Origin of the sequence: Vannielia sp., assembly GCF_029212645.1 — a bacterium.
Taxonomy (GTDB): domain Bacteria; phylum Pseudomonadota; class Alphaproteobacteria; order Rhodobacterales; family Rhodobacteraceae; genus Vannielia.
The window spans coordinates 2,140-23,917 of record NZ_JARGND010000036.1; the positions used below are offsets into that span (position 1 = coordinate 2,140).

The 21,778-nt window shown below is 62.6% G+C and carries 22 protein-coding genes, 1 tRNA gene and 1 riboswitch; of the genes, 9 read left to right on the forward strand and 14 right to left on the reverse strand.

Going from position 1 to position 21,778, the window contains the following annotated elements; genetic code table 11:
- Positions 1 to 7 precede the first annotated feature (7 nt).
- Positions 8 to 1,840: an ABC transporter ATP-binding protein gene (locus P1U55_RS11735; protein WP_301047780.1), complete on the reverse strand. Its 1,833-nt coding sequence runs from the start codon at positions 1,838 to 1,840 to the stop codon at positions 8 to 10.
- A gap of 168 nt (positions 1,841 to 2,008) precedes the next feature.
- Here P1U55_RS11735 and puuE point away from each other — a divergent pair, with 168 nt between their 5' ends.
- On the forward strand, positions 2,009 to 3,430 hold the full coding sequence (gene puuE / locus P1U55_RS11740) for an allantoinase PuuE (RefSeq protein ID WP_301047781.1): 1,422 nt from the start codon (positions 2,009 to 2,011) through the stop codon (positions 3,428 to 3,430).
- 76 nt (positions 3,431 to 3,506) lie between these two features.
- Here the strand turns inward: puuE and P1U55_RS11745 are convergent, their stop codons facing one another.
- From P1U55_RS11745 to gcvT, 6 genes are all read right to left on the reverse strand, one after another.
- A complete protein-coding gene (locus P1U55_RS11745) occupies positions 3,507 to 3,764 on the reverse strand; it encodes a hypothetical protein (RefSeq protein ID WP_301047783.1) in 258 nt (85 codons plus the stop codon).
- 144 nt (positions 3,765 to 3,908) lie between these two features.
- Positions 3,909 to 3,984: transfer RNA gene (locus P1U55_RS11750), tRNA-Ala, on the reverse strand.
- Positions 3,985 to 4,019: 35 nt separating this feature from the next.
- A complete protein-coding gene (gene trxC, locus P1U55_RS11755) occupies positions 4,020 to 4,466 on the reverse strand; it encodes a thioredoxin TrxC (protein WP_301047784.1) in 447 nt (148 codons plus the stop codon).
- A 204-nt stretch (positions 4,467 to 4,670) separates the two neighbouring features.
- On the reverse strand, positions 4,671 to 7,508 hold the full coding sequence (gene gcvP / locus P1U55_RS11760) for an aminomethyl-transferring glycine dehydrogenase (RefSeq protein ID WP_301047785.1): 2,838 nt from the start codon (positions 7,506 to 7,508) through the stop codon (positions 4,671 to 4,673).
- A gap of 93 nt (positions 7,509 to 7,601) precedes the next feature.
- Entirely contained in the window at positions 7,602 to 7,961 is a 360-nt protein-coding gene (gene gcvH, locus P1U55_RS11765) for a glycine cleavage system protein GcvH (protein WP_301047786.1), read from the reverse strand.
- An 18-nt stretch (positions 7,962 to 7,979) separates the two neighbouring features.
- Positions 7,980 to 9,074 carry a glycine cleavage system aminomethyltransferase GcvT gene (gene gcvT, locus P1U55_RS11770; RefSeq protein WP_301047788.1) on the reverse strand — a complete coding sequence of 365 codons (1,095 nt, stop codon included), beginning with the start codon at positions 9,072 to 9,074 and terminating at the stop codon, positions 7,980 to 7,982.
- 121 nt (positions 9,075 to 9,195) lie between these two features.
- Positions 9,196 to 9,285: riboswitch (glycine riboswitch) on the reverse strand.
- Between the two features lie 63 nt (positions 9,286 to 9,348).
- Here gcvT and P1U55_RS11775 point away from each other — a divergent pair.
- On the forward strand, positions 9,349 to 9,966 hold the full coding sequence (locus P1U55_RS11775) for a gamma-glutamylcyclotransferase family protein (protein ID WP_301047789.1): 618 nt from the start codon (positions 9,349 to 9,351) through the stop codon (positions 9,964 to 9,966).
- A gap of 10 nt (positions 9,967 to 9,976) precedes the next feature.
- Here P1U55_RS11775 and gltX read toward each other — a convergent pair whose 3' ends face one another.
- The 5 genes from gltX to P1U55_RS11800 form a co-directional block, all read right to left on the reverse strand.
- Positions 9,977 to 11,299: a glutamate--tRNA ligase gene (gltX, locus tag P1U55_RS11780; RefSeq protein WP_301047790.1), complete on the reverse strand. Its 1,323-nt coding sequence runs from the start codon at positions 11,297 to 11,299 to the stop codon at positions 9,977 to 9,979.
- Positions 11,300 to 11,365: 66 nt separating this feature from the next.
- Positions 11,366 to 11,800 carry a DUF1801 domain-containing protein gene (locus P1U55_RS11785; protein ID WP_301047792.1) on the reverse strand — a complete coding sequence of 145 codons (435 nt, stop codon included), beginning with the start codon at positions 11,798 to 11,800 and terminating at the stop codon, positions 11,366 to 11,368.
- A gap of 200 nt (positions 11,801 to 12,000) precedes the next feature.
- A complete protein-coding gene (locus tag P1U55_RS11790; RefSeq protein ID WP_301047793.1) occupies positions 12,001 to 12,216 on the reverse strand; it encodes a hypothetical protein in 216 nt (71 codons plus the stop codon).
- Positions 12,217 to 12,225: 9 nt separating this feature from the next.
- Positions 12,226 to 12,435 carry a hypothetical protein gene (locus P1U55_RS11795; RefSeq protein ID WP_301047795.1) on the reverse strand — a complete coding sequence of 70 codons (210 nt, stop codon included), beginning with the start codon at positions 12,433 to 12,435 and terminating at the stop codon, positions 12,226 to 12,228.
- A gap of 74 nt (positions 12,436 to 12,509) precedes the next feature.
- Entirely contained in the window at positions 12,510 to 12,890 is a 381-nt protein-coding gene (locus P1U55_RS11800) for a VOC family protein (RefSeq protein ID WP_301047797.1), read from the reverse strand.
- 81 nt (positions 12,891 to 12,971) lie between these two features.
- Between P1U55_RS11800 and soxR the strand changes: the two genes are divergently transcribed.
- The 5 genes from soxR to P1U55_RS11825 all read left to right on the forward strand — a co-directional run bounded on the left by soxR (position 12,972) and on the right by P1U55_RS11825 (position 16,530).
- Positions 12,972 to 13,439, forward strand: a complete 468-nt coding sequence (gene soxR / locus P1U55_RS11805) for a redox-sensitive transcriptional activator SoxR (RefSeq protein ID WP_301047816.1) — start codon at positions 12,972 to 12,974, stop codon at positions 13,437 to 13,439.
- A gap of 120 nt (positions 13,440 to 13,559) precedes the next feature.
- Positions 13,560 to 14,003, forward strand: coding sequence for a MaoC family dehydratase (locus P1U55_RS11810; RefSeq protein ID WP_301047817.1), 444 nt, complete (start codon positions 13,560 to 13,562; stop codon positions 14,001 to 14,003).
- Positions 14,004 to 14,114: 111 nt separating this feature from the next.
- Entirely contained in the window at positions 14,115 to 15,050 is a 936-nt protein-coding gene (locus tag P1U55_RS11815) for a bifunctional riboflavin kinase/FAD synthetase (RefSeq protein ID WP_301047799.1), read from the forward strand.
- Complete coding sequence (locus tag P1U55_RS11820) at positions 15,047 to 15,490, forward strand: YcgN family cysteine cluster protein (protein WP_301047800.1); 444 nt, start codon at positions 15,047 to 15,049, stop codon at positions 15,488 to 15,490. The genes P1U55_RS11815 and P1U55_RS11820 overlap by 4 nt, the downstream gene beginning before the upstream one ends.
- Positions 15,490 to 16,530, forward strand: coding sequence for a low specificity L-threonine aldolase (locus P1U55_RS11825; protein WP_301047802.1), 1,041 nt, complete (start codon positions 15,490 to 15,492; stop codon positions 16,528 to 16,530). Before P1U55_RS11820 ends, P1U55_RS11825 begins: the two co-directional genes overlap by 1 nt.
- Positions 16,531 to 16,549: 19 nt before the next feature.
- Here the strand turns inward: P1U55_RS11825 and P1U55_RS11830 are convergent, their stop codons facing one another.
- Positions 16,550 to 17,986: a 2-isopropylmalate synthase gene (locus P1U55_RS11830; RefSeq protein WP_301047803.1), complete on the reverse strand. Its 1,437-nt coding sequence runs from the start codon at positions 17,984 to 17,986 to the stop codon at positions 16,550 to 16,552.
- Between the two features lie 159 nt (positions 17,987 to 18,145).
- On the opposite strand from P1U55_RS11830, the gene P1U55_RS11835 reads away from it, so the two are divergent.
- Both P1U55_RS11835 and P1U55_RS11840 read left to right on the forward strand, forming a co-directional pair.
- Positions 18,146 to 19,807, forward strand: a complete 1,662-nt coding sequence (locus P1U55_RS11835) for an NAD+ synthase (RefSeq protein ID WP_301047804.1) — start codon at positions 18,146 to 18,148, stop codon at positions 19,805 to 19,807.
- A 4-nt stretch (positions 19,808 to 19,811) separates the two neighbouring features.
- Positions 19,812 to 20,753, forward strand: a complete 942-nt coding sequence (locus P1U55_RS11840; protein WP_301047805.1) for a 1-phosphofructokinase family hexose kinase — start codon at positions 19,812 to 19,814, stop codon at positions 20,751 to 20,753.
- Between the two features lie 330 nt (positions 20,754 to 21,083).
- Here P1U55_RS11840 and P1U55_RS11845 read toward each other — a convergent pair whose 3' ends face one another.
- Positions 21,084 to 21,674, reverse strand: a complete 591-nt coding sequence (locus P1U55_RS11845) for a GNAT family protein (protein ID WP_301047806.1) — start codon at positions 21,672 to 21,674, stop codon at positions 21,084 to 21,086.
- Positions 21,675 to 21,778 lie beyond the last annotated feature (104 nt).

Sequence of the window (21,778 nt, forward strand, 5' to 3'; positions counted from 1 at the left end):
TGCGGCCTCACGCCAGAGGCCGCAGCACAAAATGATCGGGGCCAACCTCATCATATTGCGAGGGCGCGGGCTCATAGCCAATCGGGTGAACCGGTGAGGGGATCGGCTTGAAATCAAGGTCGCGCTCGCTTTTGCGGCGGCGCGGATCGGCCACGGGCACGGCCTTCATCAGGTCTTGCGTATACTGGTGCTGTGGGTTTCCAAAGATCTGAGCGCGCGGCCCGATCTCAACGATGCGGCCCAGATACATGACGCCAACCATATGGCTCACCCGCTCGACCACCGCCATATCATGGCTGATAAACAGCACCGAAACGCCAAGATCAGACTGAAGCTCGATCAGCAGGTTCAGCACCTGCGCCTGGATCGACACATCAAGCGCCGACACCGCCTCATCCGCGATGATCAGCTTGGGGTTCAGCGCCAAGGCCCGTGCAATGGCCACCCGCTGGCGCTGGCCGCCTGACATTTCATGCGGGAAACGGCGCAGGAAGTCGCGGGGCAGTTCGACCCGGTCAAACAGGGCCGCCACGCGATCCTGCACCGCTGAACCCTTCTCCAACCCGTAGTTCAGGATCGGCTCTGCGACCTGATCCATAAGGCGCATCTGCGGATTGAGTGAGGCGAACGGGTCCTGAAACACCATCTGCATATCGGCGCGGGCGTGGTGCAGCTCTCGCTGGCTCATGGCGATCACATCCTTGCCGCCCAACAAAACCTCTCCCGACATAGGTTCAACCAGCCGTAAGATCGAGCGCCCGCAAGAGGATTTGCCACAGCCCGACTCCCCCACAAGCGACAGGGTTTCACCGGTTTTCACCGTGAAAGACACATCCTCAACCGCATGAACCCAGGCTTTGGTTTGCCGCAACAACCCGCCCTTAACCGGGAACCGCGTGGTGAGGTTGCGCACATCGAGCAGCACCTCGCGCTCGGCCTTCGGGATCACCGGCTTGATCGTGGTTTCCTGCCCCATGATCTTTAGCGGCACCGGTTCTTCGGTATCTCCCATCTCGCCCAGCTTGGGCACGGCAGAGAGCAACGCCTGGGTGTAAGGGTGTTGCGGGGCCTCGAAAATTTGCTCAACGGTGCCCTCTTCCACTTTGTTGCCCTTCAGCATGACAACCACGCGATCCGCAACCTGCGCGACCACCGCCATATCATGGGTGATGAACAAAACGGCGGTGCCTGTTTCGCGTTTCAAGCGGTCAATCAGGGCAAGGATTTCGGCCTGGATCGTGACATCAAGCGCGGTGGTTGGCTCATCCGCGATCAGCAGGCGCGGCTCGCAGGCCAGCGCCATGGCGATCACCACGCGCTGGCGCATACCGCCTGAAAGCTCGTGCGGATATTGCTTTAGCCGCCGCTCCGGCTCCGGGATGCGCACGCGCTTCAACAGGTCGAGCGCCTTTTCACTGGCCGCTTTTCGGCTGATGCCCTTATGCACCCGCAGGCCCTCGGTGAGCTGGCGCTCGATGGTGAACACAGGGTTCAGCGCACTCATCGGCTCCTGGAAGATCATCGCGATCTCGTTGCCGCGAATCTGGCGCATCAGCCCGTTTTCGGCCTCAGCCACATCCAGCACCTTGCCATCCGGTCGCTTGAAACGGATGTCACCTCCCGCAATCCGGCCACCGCCATATTCAACCAACCTCATGATCGACAAGGAAGAAATTGACTTTCCCGAACCGCTTTCGCCCACCACACACAGGGTTTCGCCCGGATCAATGTGAAACGACACATCCTCAACGCCAACCACCACGCCGTCGTTGGTTTCAAACTCCACGCGCAGGTGATCAACCTCGACCAGCGGGGCTTTCTTTTCGGTGTGATCAAGCATCGCGGGCTCCCTCATGCTGCATTAACTCTAGGCGAGTGTGCGCATTTCACAATCCCCCCACGCCCAGCCTGGCTCAGTGCCTTGCCAATCGTTTCCCGAGGGTGAAAACTCTGGCGTGGCGCCGCGTGATTGGGCCCCCGATGAACCAACAGGAAAGTGAGATACCCGATGGACCGCTACCCCCGAGACATGCGCGGCTACGGCGCCCGCCCGCCAGATGCACAGTGGCCGAACGGCGCGAAGATCGCCGTGCAATTCGTGATGAATTACGAGGAAGGCGGCGAGAATAATGTGCTGCATGGGGATGCGGCCTCGGAGGCGTTTTTGTCAGAGGTGATGGGGGCCGAACCCTGGCCGAACCAGCGCCATTGGAACATGGAATCAGTCTATGAATACGGCTCTCGGGCCGGGTTCTGGCGGCTGCACCGGCTGTTCACCGCGTTAAAAATTCCGATCACCGTTTACGGCGTGGCGACGGCGCTTGCCCGCTCGCCCGATCAGGTGGCAGCGATGCGTGAGGCGCGCTGGGAGATTGCTTCGCACGGGTTAAAGTGGATCGAATACAAAGACTTCTACGAAAAAGAAGAACGCGAACATATGGAGCAAGCGATCCAGCTGCACCGTGAAATTGTTGGCTCCCGCCCGCGGGGCTGGTACGCCGGGCGCTGCTCTGACAACACGGTGAAAATTGCCGCCGAGGTTGGTGGTTTTGCTTATGTTTCAGATAGTTACGCCGATGATCTGCCCTATTGGGTGCATATTTCGGGCAAGGACCAATTGGTGATCCCTTACACGCTTGACGCCAATGATATGCGCTTTGCCACGGCGGGTGGCTTTGCGTCGGGCGATGATTTTTACACCTACCTGCGAGACACTTTCGATGTGCTTTACGCCGAGGGCAAGGCGGGGCAACCCAAGATGATGTCTATCGGGCTGCACTGCCGCTTGGCGGGGCGTCCGGGGCGGCTGATGGCGGTCAAACGCTTCATTGACCATGTCGCCACCAAGGAGAACGTCTGGTTTGCCCGGCGGATCGACATTGCCCGCCATTGGACCATGACCCACCCGCCAAAGAATGTCACGGCGCGGCCATCGCGGCTGGATCTGACGACCTTCATCAGCCGGTTCGGCGAGGTTTTCGAGCACAGCACATGGGTCGCCGAACGCGCCCACAAGCTGGAGCTTGGACCCGCGCATGACACCCCTGAGGGTATCCACAACGCGATGGCGCGGGTGTTTCGCCGTGCCAGCGAGGAGGAGCGGCTTGGCGTGTTGCGCGCCCATCCAGACCTTGGCGATGCGGTCAACAAAGCCGAGCGGCTCTCTGAACACAGCGCCAGCGAGCAGGCCGGCGCGGGGCTGACCGCGCTAACCGATGAAGAGCGGCGCGAGTTGATGGACCTCAACGAGCGCTACATGGCCAAAAACGGCTTTCCTTTCATCATCGCGGTGCGGGACCACGACAAGGCGAGCATTATTCGCAACCTTCACGCGCGGCTTGGCAACTCGAAAGACGAGGAAATGGCCGAAGCCTGCTACCAGGTCGAGCGGATTGCGTTGCACCGGCTCTATGACATGGAGTGGGTTTAACCCAGATTCCTTAACAAAGTGTCGGGCCGAGGTGCTCCTACCCCGGCCCGACGACCCTTTGCACTGGTTTTCGCACTCAGAGCCGTGCCGGGCAGCTCTTTTTTGCGGGGGGCTGGCCGATGTGGTGCGGATTGAGGATCAGATACCACTTGGCCCCTTCCCCCGGCGCCTGCGCCCTGGAGTAAGAGCAACCGGCCGCCGTGGTGTACCACTGGCCCTGATAGCTTGCGGGTGGGCGGATGTTGTTCTTGCCGCGCCCGAAGGCATCCGCAGCACCACTGAAGGCCATGGAAACGGTGACGGCGAGGGCGGCGGTTGTCGCAAGTTTCTTCATCGGGATACCCCTTGGTGACTGGTTACGTTCTGTCACCCTGTATCCTGGGAAGGCTCGGCAAACGGGTGACGCAAATGGGGCGACACGGCGCAGTTTTGCTAGGGTTTTAAGGGAATTTGCAGCGCCTTTGGGCGGGCGGAAATTTGGTGGAGCCGATCGGGATCGAACCGACGACCTCGTCATTGCGAACGACGCGCTCTCCCAACTGAGCTACGGCCCCACTGGCTCGTTTTTTGGGATGAACCGGCTAAAGTGTCAAGCGGGCAAATGGGCCTCGCGGCGCACGAAAGCCTCGATATCCGCTGCCGGGCGAGCACCGGTGAGGCGGCCAATTTCGCGACCCTTATGGAACAGGATCAGCGCCGGTATCCCCCTGATATTGTGGGGCATTGAGGCATCGGGGTGGTCTTGCGTGTTTAGCTTGGCGAAGCGGGCCTTGCCCTTGAGCGCGGTGGCGGCCTTGGCATATTCCGGCGCCATCATCCGGCAGGGGCCGCACCATGGGGCCCAGAAATCCACCAGCAGGGGCAGATCATCGGCCTTGATCGCCTTGGCAAGACCCTTTGGATCAAGCTCAAAAGGCTTATCTGTCAATAGCTTGGCCCCGCAGGTGCCGCACTTTGGATTGGCATCCAGACGGTCTGCCGGGAACTGGTTTGTGCCCGCACATTCGGGGCATGTCAGCTTGATTTTAGCGCTCATTTCGGCCTCATCACATTCAACCTATGGCATATATATGTCGTGCCGGGGGCCGCACAAGGGCAGCACCGCACGCCGGGGCAGGAAAGCGCCGTTCATTGCAAAAAGCGAAGGGCCACAAGTGATGCACAACGCATGCACAACCCATGCGCACGCCATCTGGGGTGAGGCGCGTTAATTAATCCGCCGTGCGGGGCCAGCCGGGGGTTATTCGGCGGCCTCGGCGTAGCTTTCAACCGGCGGGCAGGTGCAGATCAGGTTACGGTCCCCGGCGACGTTATCAACCCGGCCGACCGGCGGCCAATACTTGTCCACCCGGAAGGAGCCGGGCGGGAAGCAGCCCTGCTCGCGCGGGTAGGGGCGCTCCCATCCGGCGACCAGATCGTTGACGGTGTGGGGCGCGTTCTTCAGCGGGTTATCATCGACCGGGAGTTCACCGCGCTCGACCTGGGCAATCTCTTCGCGGATCGCCTTCATGGCGGTGATGAAGCGATCAAGCTCGGCCTTGGTTTCACTCTCGGTCGGCTCCACCATGAGGGTGCCCGCGACCGGGAAGCTCATGGTGGGCGCGTGAAAGCCGCAATCCATCAGCCGCTTGGCGATGTCATCCACCGTGACGCCATGCTCGGTGAAGGGGCGGGTATCAAGGATGCACTCATGGGCCACGCGGCCATTCTGGCCCTTGAACAGCACGTCATACCCATCCGAAAGGCGGGCGGCGATGTAGTTGGCATTGAGGATCGCGACGCGGGTGGCCTGCGTTAGCCCCTCGCCGCCCATCAGCAGCACATAGGCCCATGAAATTGGCAGGATCGAGGCCGAGCCATAGGGCGCGGCGGCAACCGGGCCTTCGCGCCCGCCGGTGGAGGGGTGGCCGGGCAGGAAGGGCGCAAGATGCGCCATTACGCCAATCGGCCCCATGCCGGGGCCACCACCGCCGTGGGGAATGCAGAAGGTTTTATGCAGGTTGAGGTGGCTCACGTCAGAGCCGATTTCACCCGGTTTCACGAGGCCGACCATCGCATTGAGGTTGGCCCCGTCCATATAGACCTGCCCGCCGAACGCATGGGTAATATCGCAAACCTCGCGCAGCGTGTCCTCAAACACGCCGTGGGTGGAGGGATAGGTGATCATCACCGCCGCCAGCGCATCCCCGGCGCCCTCGGCCTTGGCGCGGAAATCGGCCAGATCAATGTCGCCATTCTCGGTGGATTTGACGACGACGACCTTCATCCCGGCCATCTGCGCCGAGGCGGGATTGGTGCCGTGGGCGGAGGTGGGGATAAGGCAGATATCACGGCTTTCCCCGCGCGAGGCGTGGTAGGCGGCGATGGTGAGCAGGCCCGCGTATTCGCCCTGAGCGCCGGAGTTGGGCTGCATCGACATGGCATCATACCCGGTGATCTCACAGAGCCGCGCCGAAAGATCACTGACCATTTCGGCGTAGCCCTCGGCCTGTTCGGGCGGCGCGAAGGGGTGCATCTGGCCAAAGGCGGGCCATGTGATTGGCATCATCTCGACCGCCGCGTTCAGCTTCATGGTGCAGGAGCCAAGCGGGATCATGGCGCGATCAAGCGCAAGGTCACGGTCCGCGAGGCGGCGCATGTAGCGCATCATCTCGGCCTCGGCGCGGTTCATCTGGAAGACCGGGTGGGTGAGATACTCAGACGTGCGCAGCAGGTTTTCGGGCAGCGCGGGGGCGGCGTGGGCGGCGTAATCTTGGGTGATGCCAAAGGCGCGCCAGACCCCCTCAACGATCTCGGGCACAACGGTTTCACCGACCGAAAGGCCGATGCGGCCCTCGGGGAGGCGGCGCAGGTTGATGCCCTCGGCCTCGGCGGCGCGCAGGATTGCGCCCTGCAAGGGGCCGGCCTCAACGGTGATGGTATCAAACGGGTTTTCGGGCGTGACGGTAAAGCCCGCGCTGCGCAGCCCTTCGGCCAAGCGGGCTGTCATCAGGTGGATGCGCTCGGCGATGGCGCGCAACCCCTTCGGGCCATGGAACACCGCATAAAAGCTGGCCATGACGGCAAGCAGCGCCTGCGCGGTGCAGACATTGGAGGTCGCCTTTTCGCGGCGGATATGCTGCTCGCGGGTTTGCAGGCTGAGGCGATAGGCCTGCTGGCCGCGATTATCGACCGACACGCCCACAATCCGCCCCGGCATTTGCCGCTTCATCGCATCGCGGCAGGACATATAGGCCGCGTGCGGGCCACCGTAGCCCATGGGCACGCCAAACCGCTGGGCGGAACCAACGGCGATATCGGCACCCATTTCGCCCGGCGCTTTCAGCAGGGTGAGTGCCAGCAGATCGGCGGCCACAACAGCGACAGCCTTCGCGGCGTGCAAGGCCTCGATCTCGGGGGTGAAATCACGCAACTGGCCTTCGGTGCCGGGGTATTGGAACAGTGCGCCAAACACCTGCTCGGCGTTCAGCTCATCCGGGCTGGCAACGATCACCTTGATATCAAGCGGGCGGGCGCGGGTTTGCACCACGGCGATGGTTTGCGGGTGGCACCCGGCATCAACGAAAAACGCCTCGGCCTTGGACTTTGAAATCCGGTGCGCCATGACCATCGCCTCTGCCGCGGCGGTGCCCTCATCCAGCAGTGAGGCATTGGCCACCTCAAGCGCGGTGAGGTCAGAGACCATGGTTTGAAAGTTGAGCAGCGCCTCCAACCGGCCTTGGGCGATTTCGGGCTGGTAGGGGGTGTAGGCGGTATACCACGCGGGGTTTTCGAGGATGTTGCGCTGGATCGCCGGGGGCGTGATGGTGCCGTAATAGCCCTGCCCGATGAGGTTGGTCATCACGCGGTTCTTATCGGCCACGCGGCGCATTTTCACCAGCAGGTCACCTTCCGTCATCGGCTGCCAGGGCAGCGGCGTGGCCTGGCGCAAGCCTTTCGGCACGGTCTGGTCGATCAACTCATCAAGCGAGCCCACACCGATGGCCTGAAGCATCGCCTCCATCTCCTCGGGCGAGGGGCCGATGTGGCGGCGGTTGGCGAAATCATAGGGGTCATAGTCGGTGGGGGTGAAGGGCATGGGATGCTCTCTCAAGTGGGGGCCCGGATGGGGGAAACGGCAGGGTTGTGGCCCCCTCACCGCAGTGGCGATGAGGGGGCCGAAGGGTGTGATTTAGCCGACCAGATCCTGATAGGCGTCTTCATCCATGTAGGCTTCATATTCGCTCATATCGGTGGGCTTGATCTTGAAGAACCAGGCCTCGCCCAGCGGGTCTTCGTTGACCATCGCGGGGTTTTCCATGAGCTTTTCGTTGACCGCTACGATCTCACCCTCGACCGGGGCGGCGATATCGGAGGCGGCCTTCACACTTTCGATCACCACGATCTCATCGCCCTTGGCAACCTGCGTCTCGGGTTCGGGCAGCTCGACAAACACCACATCGCCCAACTGGGAGGAGGCGTGTTCGGTGATGCCGACGACGAGCAAATCATCTTCGGGGCGCAGCCATTCGTGATCTTCGGTGAATTTCATGGTGGGGTCCTTATTGCTTTAGCGTTTGAAATTGGCGGGAATGAAGGGGAGCGTGGCGGTTTGCAGCGGCTGGCGCCGCCCGCGCAGCTCGGCCTCCAGCGCGGTGCCGGGGCTGGCCAGCGCGGCGCTGACATAGCCCATGGAGATGGGCCGCTCAAGGCAGGGCGAGAACGCGCCGGAGGTGATGGTGCCCGCCGGGTCATCGCCGGAAAACAGCTCTACCCCGGCCCGCATCGGCGCGCGGCCCTCGGGCGCAAGGCCAACGCGCAAGCGCGCGGGCCCATCGGCAAGCTGGGCCTCGATCACCGCGGCACCGGGATAGCCCCCTGCCCGCGCGCCGCCGGGCTTGCGGGCCTTGGAGAGTGCCCATGTGAGCGCCGCCTCAACCGGGGTTGTCGTGGCATCAATGTCCTGGCCATGCAGGCACAGCCCGGCCTCAAGGCGCAGGCTGTCGCGCGCGCCAAGGCCGATGGGCTCACAGGCCTCATGGGCCAGCAGCTTGCGGGCGAAATCCTCGGCGCGGTTGGCGGGCACGGAAACCTCAAAGCCATCTTCTCCGGTGTAACCGGAGCGTGAAATCCAGAGATCACCAAAGGCGCTTTCAACCTCGGCGATATCCATGAAACGGGCTGGAAAATCTTCTATCGCGGAGGCAAGAACCGCCTCGGCCTTGGGGCCTTGCAGGGCAATGAGGGCGCGGTTTTCGACCACCTCAACGCCCTCGATGTGGCGCTTCAGGTGGGCGATATCGGCCTCGGCATTGGCGGCATTGACCACCACCATCAAACGGTCGCCATAGTTGGCGACCATCAGATCATCAAGGATGCCGCCCTCATCATTGGTGAAGAGCGCATAGCGCTGGCGGCCCGGCTTGAGGCCGATGATATCCACCGGCACCAGCGCCTCCAGCGCCTCGGCGGCCCCTGCCCCATGCAGCAAGACCTGCCCCATGTGGCTTACGTCAAACAGGCCGCAGGCAGCGCGGCAATGCAGATGCTCTTTCATCACGCCGGGGGCGAATTGCACCGGCATTTCCCAGCCGGCAAAGCCCACCATCTTGCCGCCAAGCTCGGCGTTCAGCGCGAATAGCGGCGTACGGTTCAGATCACTCACTCGGCGTCCCCTCATGGCTCAGGCAGGCACGCCCCTTGCGTGCCCTTCCCTTGCCCCCTCTGTCCTTTCGCCTGAGATCGCTATCCCTTCGGCGGGCCTTGCGGCCACTCTCCAGAGTTTTGACGCCATGACGGTCCTGGTGCCTGAGAGTTTACCGGGGCGGTTGCTCCTTCGGCACTGGCGCGGGACCAGATTCTCCCGACGTGACGTGGCTCTTGGATAGCGTGGCGCGAATGGCTGGACAAGCCCGACGTGGCACAGCAGGGTACAGCGCATGGAAAACGCCTACTTTTTCGGCTACGGCAGCCTTGTGAACCGCGCCACACACAGCCATGTGCCCGCCTTTCCGGCATTGCTGCACGGGTGGCGGCGCGTGTGGAAATCGACCGTGCTGCGCCCGGTGGCGTTTTTGTCGGCAGAGCCGTTTGACGGAGCGCAGATCGAGGGGCTCATCGCGCATGTGCAGGGCGGTGACTGGGCGCAGCTTGATATCCGGGAGCGGGCCTATGCCCGCCATGAGGTGACGGCGCGGTGCGACCATGAGGCCAACGATGACGCGCGTATCGAGGTTTATGCGGTGCCCCACCACATGGGCGCGGGGCCGGATGTGACCCACCCGATCCTGCTCAGCTACGTCGACACGGTGGTGCAGGGATTTGCCGAAGTTTTCGGCGAAGCGGGCGCGATGCGGTTCTTTGAAACGACGCAAGGCTGGGGCGGGCCGGTGCTGGATGACCGCGCCGCGCCGATTTACCCGCGCGCTACCGATGTGAGCGCCAGTGAGCGGGCCTTTGTGGATGCCGCATTGGAGCGGCTGGGGGTGGTGGCAGAGCGCGGCGAGATCACCGAAAAGCCGCCCGCCACGCCACAGGGCGGCGGGACGGCTGGCTAAGGTCGCGGGATTAAAGCGTTGGTTTCTTTTGCAAAAGTGGCATCACATCGGCCATATCCGGGCCGCGTTCCTGGCCGGTGACGGCCTTGCGCAGCGGCATGAAGAGACCCTTGCCCTTGCGCCCTGTCGCCTCTTTTACAGCGCTCGTCCACTCGCTCCAGGCACTATCGGAATAGGGCGGCTCGGGCAGCATGGTGAGGGCTTGGGCGATGAACTCCCGGTCCTCATCGGCGACCAGCGGCGTGGCGCCTTCGGAAAACAGCTTCCACCAACCCGCAAGATCGGCGCGGGTGGTGATGTTTTCACGGCTGACCCGCCAGAACCGCTCGGCCTGATCGGCGGGCACGCCCAGCGCGGCGATATCATCGGCCACGGCCTCCAGCGGCAGGGTGCCGAGGTGGCGGTGGGTGAGCGGGAACAGGTCTTCCACGTCAAACTTGGTGGGGGCGGAACCGAATTTGGTGAGGTCAAAGCCTTCGATCAGCTCCGCGTGGGAGCTGCGCAGCTCGATCGGGTCCGCCGAGCCGAGGCGGGCCATGTGCGACAGCAGCGCCATCGGCTCAACCCCGCGTTCGCGCAGATCACGCAAGGCCAGGGTGCCAAGGCGTTTGGAGAGCGCCTCGCCCTGCGGGCCGGTGAGCAGCGAGTGGTGGGCAAAGCCGGGAAGGGTGCCGCCCAGCGCCTCGATGATCTGGATCTGGGTCGCCGTGTTGGTGACGTGATCGGAGCCGCGCACCACATTGGTGATGCCCATTTCGGTATCGTCCACCACGGAGGCCAACGTATAGAGCACCTGCCCGTCGCCCCGGATCAGCACCGGATCAGAGACCGAAGCGGCATCAATCGAGATGTCACCGAGGATGCCATCGGTCCACTCGATACGCTCGTGGTTCAGCTTGAAGCGCCAGTGGCCGGTGCGGCCCTCATCGCGGTAGGCCTGCTTTTGCGCTTCGGTCAGCTCAAGCGCGGCGCGGTCGTAGACCGGCGGCTTGCCCATGTTGAGCTGCTTCTTGCGCTTGAGGTCAAGCTCGGTGGGGGTTTCGAAACACTCGTAAAACCGGCCAGAGTCGCGCAGCTTGTCGGCGGCCTCGGTGTAGCGATCCAGCCGGGTGGACTGCTGCTCGATCCGGTCCCATGTGAGGCCGAGCCAGGTGAGGTCTTCCTTAATCGCCTCGGCGTATTCGGGTTTGGAGCGTTCGGGATCGGTATCATCCAGCCGCAGGATGAAGGTGCCGCCCTGCTTTTGGGCGATGAGCCAGTTGAACAGCGCGGTGCGCAGGTTGCCAACGTGCAGGTAACCTGTGGGCGACGGGGCGAAGCGAGTGGTTGTCATGGGGCGGGCCTATCCTCGGGGTGTGGGCGCGATTTACGCCATGCGCGGGGTGGGCACAACCGATGGCTATGTTGGCGTGACCGGCCAGCGCGTTGCAAGGTCTGCCAGCCCGGCGCGGATGAGGTCGGTTAGGGCGGGTTCGTTGATGTGAGTGAGTCTCCCGAGATAGAGGCAGGATTGGCCTGTTTTATGCTTTCCGAGGCGTGACAGGATCGGAGAGAAGTCAGCGTATCCGGGCATGATGTAGACGACCATGTTGGCCTTGAGGGGCGCGAATCCGGTGGCCAGAAAATCGCCCTCTCGCCCGCTTTTGTAGGTGTAGTGATAGCGCCCGAAGCCGATGATGCTATCGCCCCACATGACGGCGGGGTGGCCGGTGATTTTGCCAAAGAGATCAAGCAGGTGAAGCGCATCCTCGCGCCGCCCGGCGTGGGGGACGGCCTCGCAAAAGGCGCGGGGATCGGCGCTGGTGGGGACGGTTTTGTTTGTGGCGCTGGGCATGGGGCAGCGTGGCGCAAGAGGCGCGGGCCGGTCAAGGAGCCTGGCGATAGAGGGGGAAAATGGGTGTAGGGTGGGCTGTTCCCAGCCGATGGGGTCGCTGCCCGGGGGTCGCTTCGCGAAGGGGCAAGAGGTGGGTTTCACCCACCCTACGGGGGAGTGGCACGGGCGGGGCGAGCCTGCCTGTGCCGGGTGCGCTTTGGTCAGGCCACCGCGCGGGCGGCGGGGAAGGTGGTGACGAACACCTGCCTGCGATCAAGCCGGGGGCTGCCATTGGACATGAAATAGACCGAGGTGCTGCCGATCCACGGGCCGTGCGGCAGTTGCGACAGCGCCTCCTCGCTGCCCGCGATCACCGCGACCGTGCCTCGCTGGATCAGACGCGCGGCCTCTGCCACGCTCATCATCGCGTTCTTCATCAAGCTCTCCTAAAAGCTGGCGAAATCATCGGTGGCGAAGGGCTTGCCTTGATAATACGCGCGCAACTCTATGATCTTGCTGGACATCAACGCAGGCGTCACCCGCACCTCGCGGCGCAGGCGACTTACCAGGATCCTGGTGGCGAGGGTGGCTTTGGGCAGGTCGGCATCAGATTGCAGAACGCGCTTCCAGCGCGGATCGGTTGGCTCGGGAATCATTACACACTCCAGCGGCAGGGCGTTTACCATCTGTGGATACCTCACGCCGCCCTAATGAAGCGTAAATCCGCGCCCTATTTATAGCTGACCACCTCAAATTCGACTCCGTCATGATCTAGAAAGTAAAACCGGCGGCCCGGCTCATAATCGGCGTGGGAATGCGGGGTGAAGCCGAGCGCTTTCACTTTTTCCTCAACCTTATCAAGATGATCCACCACGACCCCCACATGATTTAAACCGCCGGTGGTGTGGTAGCTATCATCCGTGCCGGGGCCTTGCTTCGTGTGTTGGTAGAGGGCGAGGTAGGTATCAGCGCCGCCAACGTGCACGGTTTCGCCATTATGGATCGACGCGCCGCGCCAGCGCACCTCCCAGCCGAACAGCGATTGAACCATGGCAAGGCTGCGATCGAGGTCAGACACGGTGATGTTGATGTGTTCGAGGTGAGCGGGCATGTGCGTTTCTCCTTGTGGGTTATGTTTGGGCACCGTAATTCCTAAACCTAACTTTAGCTCAAGAGGAAAATCATGGGAAAGTTGCGGGCGAACGATGTGCTTTCAATCGGGCAATTTGCTGAGCGGGCCGGGCTGGCGGTGAGTGCGCTGCGCTACTACGAGGCCGAGGGGCTGATCGCGCCCATGCGCGCGCCATCTGGCCAAAGGCGCTTCAGGCGGGCCGATATAAGGCGCGTCAGTTTCATCCGGATTGCCCAGCAATTTGGCTACACGCTGCCGCAGATCAAGGAGATGATGGCCGGCCTGCCCGAGGGGCGCACCCCCACCGCGCGGGATTGGCGCCACCTTTCGGAAGGGTTTCGTGACAGCCTCGATACCAAGATCGCCGCGTTGGAAAAACTGCGTGACGATCTGGACGGCTGTATCGGCTGCGGGTGCCTCAGCCTTGAGCGTTGCCAGCTTTATAATGTGGGCGACAAGGCGGCGCAGCGCGGGGCCGGGCCGCGCTATTTGCTGGGGGATAAGGCGGGGGATATTGCCGAGCGGTAACAATCTTGCGCGCAATAAAATTGCGACATTCGCGCCATTTCAGCCTTTTTCTTACGCAACGCCCTTGCCGCAGCGCGGCGAAATCTGTATCCCTCTCCCATGAACGGCGAGGAGATTCCCATGCTCGACAACATGCCACGCGGCACGATCTGCATCGAGGATATCGAGATTGGCATGATGCGCAGTCTCGAAAAGGTGGTCACGGATCGCGACATTGAGCTTTTTGCCGAGGTCTCGACCGACCGCAACCCGGTGCATCTGGATGACAGCTACGCACAGGATACGATCTTTGCCGGGCGGATCGCCCATGGGATGCTGACGGCGGGGCTGATTTCGGCTGTGATTGGTGAGCAACTTCCCGGCCATGGGACGGTGTATCTGGGCCAAACGTTGAAGTTCATGGCCCCGGTGCGCCCCGGTGACATGGTGCGCGCCGAGGTGGAAGTGACGGAGATTGATCACTCGCGCCGCCGCGTTCAGCTTGCCACCCGCTGCCTGGTTGACGGCAAGGTTGTGCTGAAGGGCGAGGCGACGGTGCTGGCTCCTTCGGCCAAGTTTGACTGACCCGCACAGCGGGTTGCGCCCAACAAGGGGCCGCAGCAAAGCAGAGCGCGGCGCAGGATTGCCGCCTGCCCCATCTTGCTTTCCCCAAACGCGCCCGCTACCTCAGAACGCATGAAAACTCTACACGCTCTTTCTGACATCACCCCCGATTTGCGCGGCGCCTCTATTGCGATTGGCAATTTCGACGGGGTCCACAAGGGCCACCAGGCGGTGCTGGAGCAGGCTCGCGCCGCTGCGCCCGATGCGCCGCTGGCCGTGCTCACCTTCGAGCCGCACCCGCGCGAGATTTTCCAGCCCGCGGCACCGCCGTTTCGGTTGATGAACGCTGAGGCACGCGGCCATCGGCTGGCCAAGCTAGGCGTTGATATCCTTTATGAGCTGCCCTTTGACGCGGCGCTGCGCGATCTGAGTGACACGGCCTTTTGTGCCGAGGTTCTGGCCAAGGGGCTGGGGGTGACGCATGTGACCGTGGGGAGCGATTTTCGCTATGGCAAGGCGCGGGCGGGGGATGTGGACAAGCTCACCGCCTGCGGTGCGGCCAATGGCTTTGGGGTGACGGTGGCCGAGCTTATCGCACTGCCGGGGGTTGGCCAGGTGTCGTCTACCGCGATCCGCGCCGCGCTGAGCGAGGGCCGCCCGCGTGAGGCGGCGGCGATGCTGGGCCATTGGCACCGGATCGAAGGCCCGGTGATTCACGGCGCGAAACGGGGCCGCGAACTGGGTTATCCAACCGCCAACATGGGGTTGCCACGGCTGCATCGCCCGGCGTTTGGCGTTTATGCGGTGCTGGCCGAGGTGCTCGACGGGCCGCACACGGGAAGCTATAGCGGCGTGGCCTCGCTGGGGGTTCGTCCGATGTTTGAAGGGGATGCGCCCAACCTTGAAACCTTCCTTTTTGATTTCGACGGGGATCTTTACGACGCGCATCTTTCCATCGCGCTGGTTGAGTTTCTGCGCCCGGAGGCAAAGTTTGACGGGCTGGAGGGGCTGATTGCCCAGATCAAGCGGGACGAGGCCAGCGCCCGCGAGGTTTTGGCCGCGCTATGAGGCCCAGGTTCTGGGACCGCCCGCTCGGGGATCTCACAAGCGAGGAATGGGAGGCGCTGTGCGACGGCTGCGGCAAGTGCTGCCTCAACAAGCTGGAAGACGAGGATACTGGTGAGGTTGTCTTTACCCGTGTGGCCTGCCGCCTGTTTGACGACACCACCTGCCGCTGCGCAAACTACGAAATCCGCAAGGGGATTGTGCCTGAATGCGTGGTGCTGACCCCGAAGACCATGGCCAAAACCGCCTATTTCATGCCCACGACATGCGCCTACCGGCTGCGCCACGAGGGCAAGCCGATCCCCGAGTGGCACCCGCTGCGCACCGGCGATCCCAACAGCACCGCCAAGGCCGGACATTCGGTGCGCAACGCCACGGTGCCCGAATTTGACGTGCCCGAGGAGGAGTGGGAGAACTATGTGGTTGATGAAGGAGATCTCTGATGCACTTCGCCTCCGATAACACCGGCCCCGTCCACCCCAGGGTGATGCAGGCGCTCGCCAAGGCCAATGATGGCTGGGCGATGCCCTATGGCAATGACGCGCTGACCGAGGCCGTGGTGGCGCAGGTGCGCGAGGTGTTTGAGGCACCAGAGGCAATAGTGATGCTATGCGCCACCGGAACGGCGGCAAATGTGCTGCTGCTTTCAACGCTGGCCGAACCGTTTGAGACCATCTTTTGCTCGGCCTGCGCCCATATCCATGAGGATGAGTGCAACGCGCCCGAGTTTTTTACCGGCGGCACCAAGCTGACGCTGGTGGAGCATGTGGCTGGCAAGATGTCGCCCGACGCGCTGCGCCGGGCGATCGAGGGGGAGGGCAACCGTGGGGTGCACGGGCCAAGGCGCGGGCCGGTTTCGATCACCCAGGTTACCGAGAAGGGCGCGCTCTACACCCTGGATGAGGTCCGCGCGCTGTGCGATCTGGCCAAGAGCTACGGGCTGGCAACCCATATGGACGGCGCGCGCTTTGCCAATGCGGTGGCCGCGCTTGGCTGCACCCCGGCTGAGGCAAGCTGGAAAGCGGGGGTTGATGCGCTGTCGTTCGGGGGCACCAAGAACGGCCTGATGGCGGTTGAGGCGATGGTGCTGTTTGATCCGGCGAAGGCCGAGGAACTGGACTATCGCCGCAAACGCGGGGCGCAGTTGTTTTCCAAGCAGCGTTATCTGGCGGCGCAGATGCAGGCCTATCTGGACGGCGGGCTTTGGCTGGAAATGGCGCAGAGCGCAAATGCCAATGCCGCAAGGCTTGCGGCGGGGATTGAAGCGGGTGGAGGGCGGCTACATGCGGCGCAGGAGAGCAACCTGATCTTTGCCGACCTGCCACGAGCAACCCACCGACGGCTGAAAGCGGCCGGGGCGCAATACCACCTGTCGGGCAGTCTGGACGGCGCTGGCGACGAAATGCTGGAAGCGCGGTTCGTCGCCGACTGGAGCCTGAGCGAAGCGCTGGTGGATCAGTTTATCGCGCTGCTAAAGGCGTAACTGCGGGGCTGCGGCCTGCCTAGCCACCTGACGGTGCAGGGTTTTCTTCTTCGGCATCTGCTTCGGGGGGGGCGATTTTGGTCATGGCGCCCTGGGTCCAGATGCCTGTTTGCACCTCGCCGGTGGCGTAGGTCATGGTGCCCAGACCCTGCCGCTTCCCTTCCGCGAAATTCCCCTCGTAAACATCGCCATTGGCATAATGTGCGCGGCCCTCGCCGTGGATCTTGCCCGCCTTCCAGCCGCCTTCATACGCAAACCCATCGGCCATGGTGAGCTTGCCTTCGCCGTCACGCTCACCCGCCGAAAAGCCGCCCTCATAAACCGTGCCATCACCGTAGCTGGCGCGGCCCTGGCCGTGGCGCAAACCGTCTTTCCAGCCGCCCTCATAGGTGTAGCCATCCGGCGAGGTCATCTTGCCCTGGCCGTTGTTCTTGGCGTCTTTGAACGTGCCTTCATAAACCATGCCCCCGGCGTATTGCGCGCGGCCTTCGCCCTCGATCACCCCTTCAACCCAGCCGCCGCTGTAGCTGGAGCCATCGGGGTAGGTGATTGCGCCTTGGCCGTGGGCCAGATCATTCATGAAATCACCCTCATAGACCGAGCCATCGGGATAGGTGACGCGGCCTTTGCCCTGGATGCGCCCTTCAACCCAATCACCCACGAAAGAATAGCCATCGGCCCCGCGAAAGCTGCCCTGCCCGTGGCGGCGGTCATGGGCAAAATCGCCTTCATAGATATCGCCGTTGGAATAGGTGACCTTGCCCTTGCCATGGCGCTCGCCGTTTTGCAAAAGCCCTTGATAAACATCGCCATTTGGCTGGGTCAGCGTGCCAAGCCCGTTGATCTGCCCGGCCTTCCACGCGCCGCTGTAGGCCAGCCCGTCGGGCATGGTGAGCACCCCCTGCCCGGCCCGCTGGCCACGGGCAAAACTGCCCTCGTAGACCGCGCCATCGGGGTAGGTGATGCGGCCCTTGCCCTCCTTCATGCCCGACACCCATTCACCCTCGTAAACGTAGCCGTTGGTGGCGATGATCCTGCCCTGCCCGTGCGGAGCTCCGTTGAGGAACTCGCCCTCGTAAACCGCGCCATCGGGATAGGTGCGCACGCCCTTGCCGGTCATCGCGTTGGCAAGCCATTCGCCCTCATAGGTGCCGCCCTCGGCAAAGGTGATCTTGCCGCGCCCGTTGCGCTTTCCCTTGGCGAAGGCGCCTTGATAGACCGCGCCGTTGGGGTAGCGCGCCACCCCCTGGCCAAGGATCTCGCCCTCAACCCAATCGCCGGAATACTCAAAGCCATTGGGCATCCGGTAGGTGCCCTTGCCGTGCTGCACGCCGTTCTTGAAGGTGCCTTTGTAAACGCCGCCGTTGTCATATTCCTTGACCTGCGTGCCCTGCGCCATCGCGGGCGCAGCACAGGCCAGCGTAAGTGCCAAAGCGATGTGCCCTGCCCGGATCATCCGATGTATCCTCATGGTCATTCTTGCCCTACCCCCGCGGGGGCACAGACTAGGGGGAGGGGCCCCGTCCCGCAACGGTTTTTGCCAACCCGGCCTTTCACTTCAGCGTCAATCTGCTAAGTCGGGTGAACCCTCCGGGGACCTCAGGAGACGCAGCCCATGGCCGACAGATTTCGCATTACCCTTGCCCAGTTGAACCCGGTGTTGGGTGACCTTGCGGGCAATGCCGAAAAGGCGCGCGACGCCTGGGGCGAGGCGAAAGCGGCGGGGGCGGATTTGCTGGCGCTGACCGAGATGTTCATCACCGGCTACAACGCGCAGGATCTGGTGGACCGCCCGGCTTTTGCCGCCGATGCGGTGGCCCATATCGAGCAGCTGGCGGTTGACTGTGCCGATGGTCCGGCGATTGCGATTGGCGGGCCGTGGCCGGAGGGGGAGAAGCTGTTCAACGCCTATTTCATCCTCAAGGGCGGCAAGGTGATGAGCCGGGTGCTGAAGCACCATTTGCCCAATGAAACGGTGTTTGACGAGGTACGCATTTACAACGCCGGGCCGCTGGGCGGGCCTTATGCGGTGGGCGATGTGCGCATTGGCAGCCCGATCTGCGAAGATGCCTGGCACGAGGATGTGGCCGAGACGCTGGCCGAGACGGGCGCGGAGTTTTTGCTGGTTCCCAATGGCTCGCCCTACTATCGCGGCAAGATGGAAACGCGGGTGAACCTGATGGTTTCGCGGGTCGTCGAAACCGGCTTGCCGCTGATCTACCTCAACATGGTTGGCGGGCAGGATGACCAGGTGTTTGACGGCGGCAGTTTTGTGCTGAACCCCGGTGGTGAGCTGGTGTTGCAGATGCCGGTTTTCGAGACGGGCCTCGCGCATCTGGACCTTGAGCGCGGCCCTGAGGGCTGGCGCGCGGTGCCGGGTGATCTGGCGCATTTGCCCGATGAGTGGGAGCAGGATTACCAGTGTATGGTCCTGTCAATAAAGGATTATTTCGCCAAGACCGGGTTTAAACAGGCGCTTTTGGGCCTGTCGGGGGGGGTGGATTCGGCGCTGGTGGCGGCGATTGCGGCAGATGCGCTGGGGCCAAAGAATGTGCGCTGTGTGATGCTGCCTTCGGAATATACCTCGGAGCATTCGCTGGAGGATGCCAAGGCCGTCGCGGAGCGGCTGGGATGCCGCTATGATTATGTGCCGATCAGCGGGCCGCGCGAAGCGGTGACAGAGGCGCTGGCCCCGCTGTTTGAAGGCACCGAGGCGGGGCTGACGGAGGAAAATATTCAATCGCGGCTGCGCGGGCTGCTGCTGATGGCGCTTTCCAACAAGTTTGGCGAGATGCTGCTGACCACGGGCAACAAATCGGAAGTCGCCGTAGGCTATGCGACGATTTATGGCGACATGGCGGGTGGATATAACCCCTTGAAAGACCTATATAAAACCCGCGTTTTTGAAACCTGTCGCTGGCGCAATGCCAACCACAGGCCCTGGATGGCCGCGCCGCAGGGAGAGGTGATCCCGGCCCGCGTGATCGACAAACCGCCCAGCGCCGAGCTGCGTGACGACCAAAAGGACGAGGACAGCCTGCCGCCCTATGAGGATCTTGACCGTATCCTCGAATTGTTAATCGACCATGAAGCCTCGGTTGCCGAGGTGGTGGCTGAGGGCTTTGCCGATGATGTGGTGCGCCATGTGGAGCGGCTGATCTACCTGAGCGAATACAAGCGCTTTCAATCGGCACCCGGCACCCGGCTGACCAAACACGCCTTCTGGCTGGATCGCCGTTACCCTATTGTAAATCGCTGGCGAGACCCTTCTAAATAACGCCATGCGCCCCATTCTGACCCTCACCCCGAATCCCGCTCTTGACCTTTCGACCAGTGTTGACGGGGTGCGACCGGGCGTGAAGCTGCGCTGTGGCGCAACCACGGAGGAGCCGGGTGGCGGCGGGGTGAATGTGAGCCGCGCGGTGCATCAGCTTGGCGGCAGCTCCGAGGCGCTGGTCGCGCTGGGCGGCGGCACCGGGGATCGGCTGGAAAAAGGCTTGCGCGACAGGGGCTTGGAGGTGATCCGCTTTGCCGCGCCGGGCGACACCCGCCAGAGCATCGCGGTGACAGACGGGCAAACCGGCGAGCAATATCGCTTTTCACTGCCGGGGCCGGACTGGTTTGACGGGGATGTCACCCGCTTTTTGGAAGCCATTGAAATGGCTGTAAAACCCGATGGAATTGCGGTGCTTTCAGGCTCTTTGCCGCCGGGTATGGGGGTGGATGTTTTGCCCCCGCTTGCGGCGGTTGTGGCGGCGGGGGGAGCGGAGCTTGTGGTGGACACCTCGGGCGAGGCCTTGCGGCTGCTGGCAACGCCGGGGATCGGCCCTGCGGTGCTGCGGATGGACCATGCCGAGGCGCGGTTTTTATCGGGCACGCAGCTTGCAAGTATTGAGGAAGTCAGGGTTTTTGCGGCTTCTCTAACGAGTGCCAGTGCCTGCGTCATCGTCGCGATAGGGGCGCGTGGCTCGGTGATGGCGCTGGCCGATGGCAGCGCGTGGCATGCGGGCGGGGCAGATGTGCCGGTGGCCTCGAAAGTGGGCGCGGGTGACAGCTTTGTCGGCGGCTTTGTGCTGGCGAGGGCCAGAGGGCAAGCCCCCGAAAAAGCGCTGCAATTTGGCATGGCGGCGGCCTCGGCGGCGGTGATGACCGAAGGCACCGAACTTTGCCGCCGGGACGACACCGAGCGGTTGGTCAGCGCCTGCCTTTTGACGGCGCTTTAGGGCCGGGCACGCCGACATGCAAATTTGCATGGGTCAGGCGGCTGGAGCGCGTTAAGCGTAAAAAGGGGGCTTGCACAAGTGATGCACAACCGATGCACACCCCATGCACATACAAAAATGCATGGATGACAGGTGTTAAGGCGGCGTGCGGCGCAGCGCGAGCGACCGTAAGCCTTGTGGAAACGGCCACCTAAGAGTTCCTTTTTTGGCGGGCCTCTTTCCTTTTTCATGGAGCGGACGTTACAGCGCGGCGCGGCGAATGGCCGGTTTGAGCCCATTTTGCATGATGCTGCACACCGCATGAATGTCGGCTTAGCTGGATAGACAGGGCTAACTAGCCTGAGTCTGATAATCTTCTGCCAGTAATCCCATGATAATGTCGTCGTGCCAGACATCACCGATACGAGCGCCCTCGCGTTCCCGGCCCTCTTCGACAAAACCGCAGGCGCGATAACAGCGTATCGCTCGCTCATTAAATGCTAAGACCCGTAGATCGACCCGATGCAATCTCATCGTTCCGAAGGCATGCGATAAGACCAATTTGATCAACTCACGTCCGAGACCCTTCCCTAGTTGTGAAACGTCGTAGAGCCCAGTTGCCAAGCGCGCTCTGCGGTTATGCAGATCAAGCCCACCGAGACGCGCTTCGCCCAACAAACGGTCATCGACTTCAACCGCCCAGCAAAGAGGATGTTCGATGTTCCTCTCTACCCAAGACTGTGCGTCTCTCTCTCGATATGGAGGAAGGCCTTCTGGGTTGCCGCCAAAGCTATGCACAATCTCCGGCGAGCGTCCTAGCGCGAACCTCCCCGCAACATCCGAAAGATGAAAAGGGCGGAGGCGAACGCGGCGTCCAATGAGCTCGGGAATATCCTTGTCCATACTGAACAATGGCATGCTTTTTGCCTTATGGCTATTCATGAGCGGACCTTCGAGGCGACGCAGCGAACTTACACTTTGTCCGCACAGCAGACCTTAGCATGGACCACGATGAACGTCCGGTTGCGGCCACCGTGACGATAGAT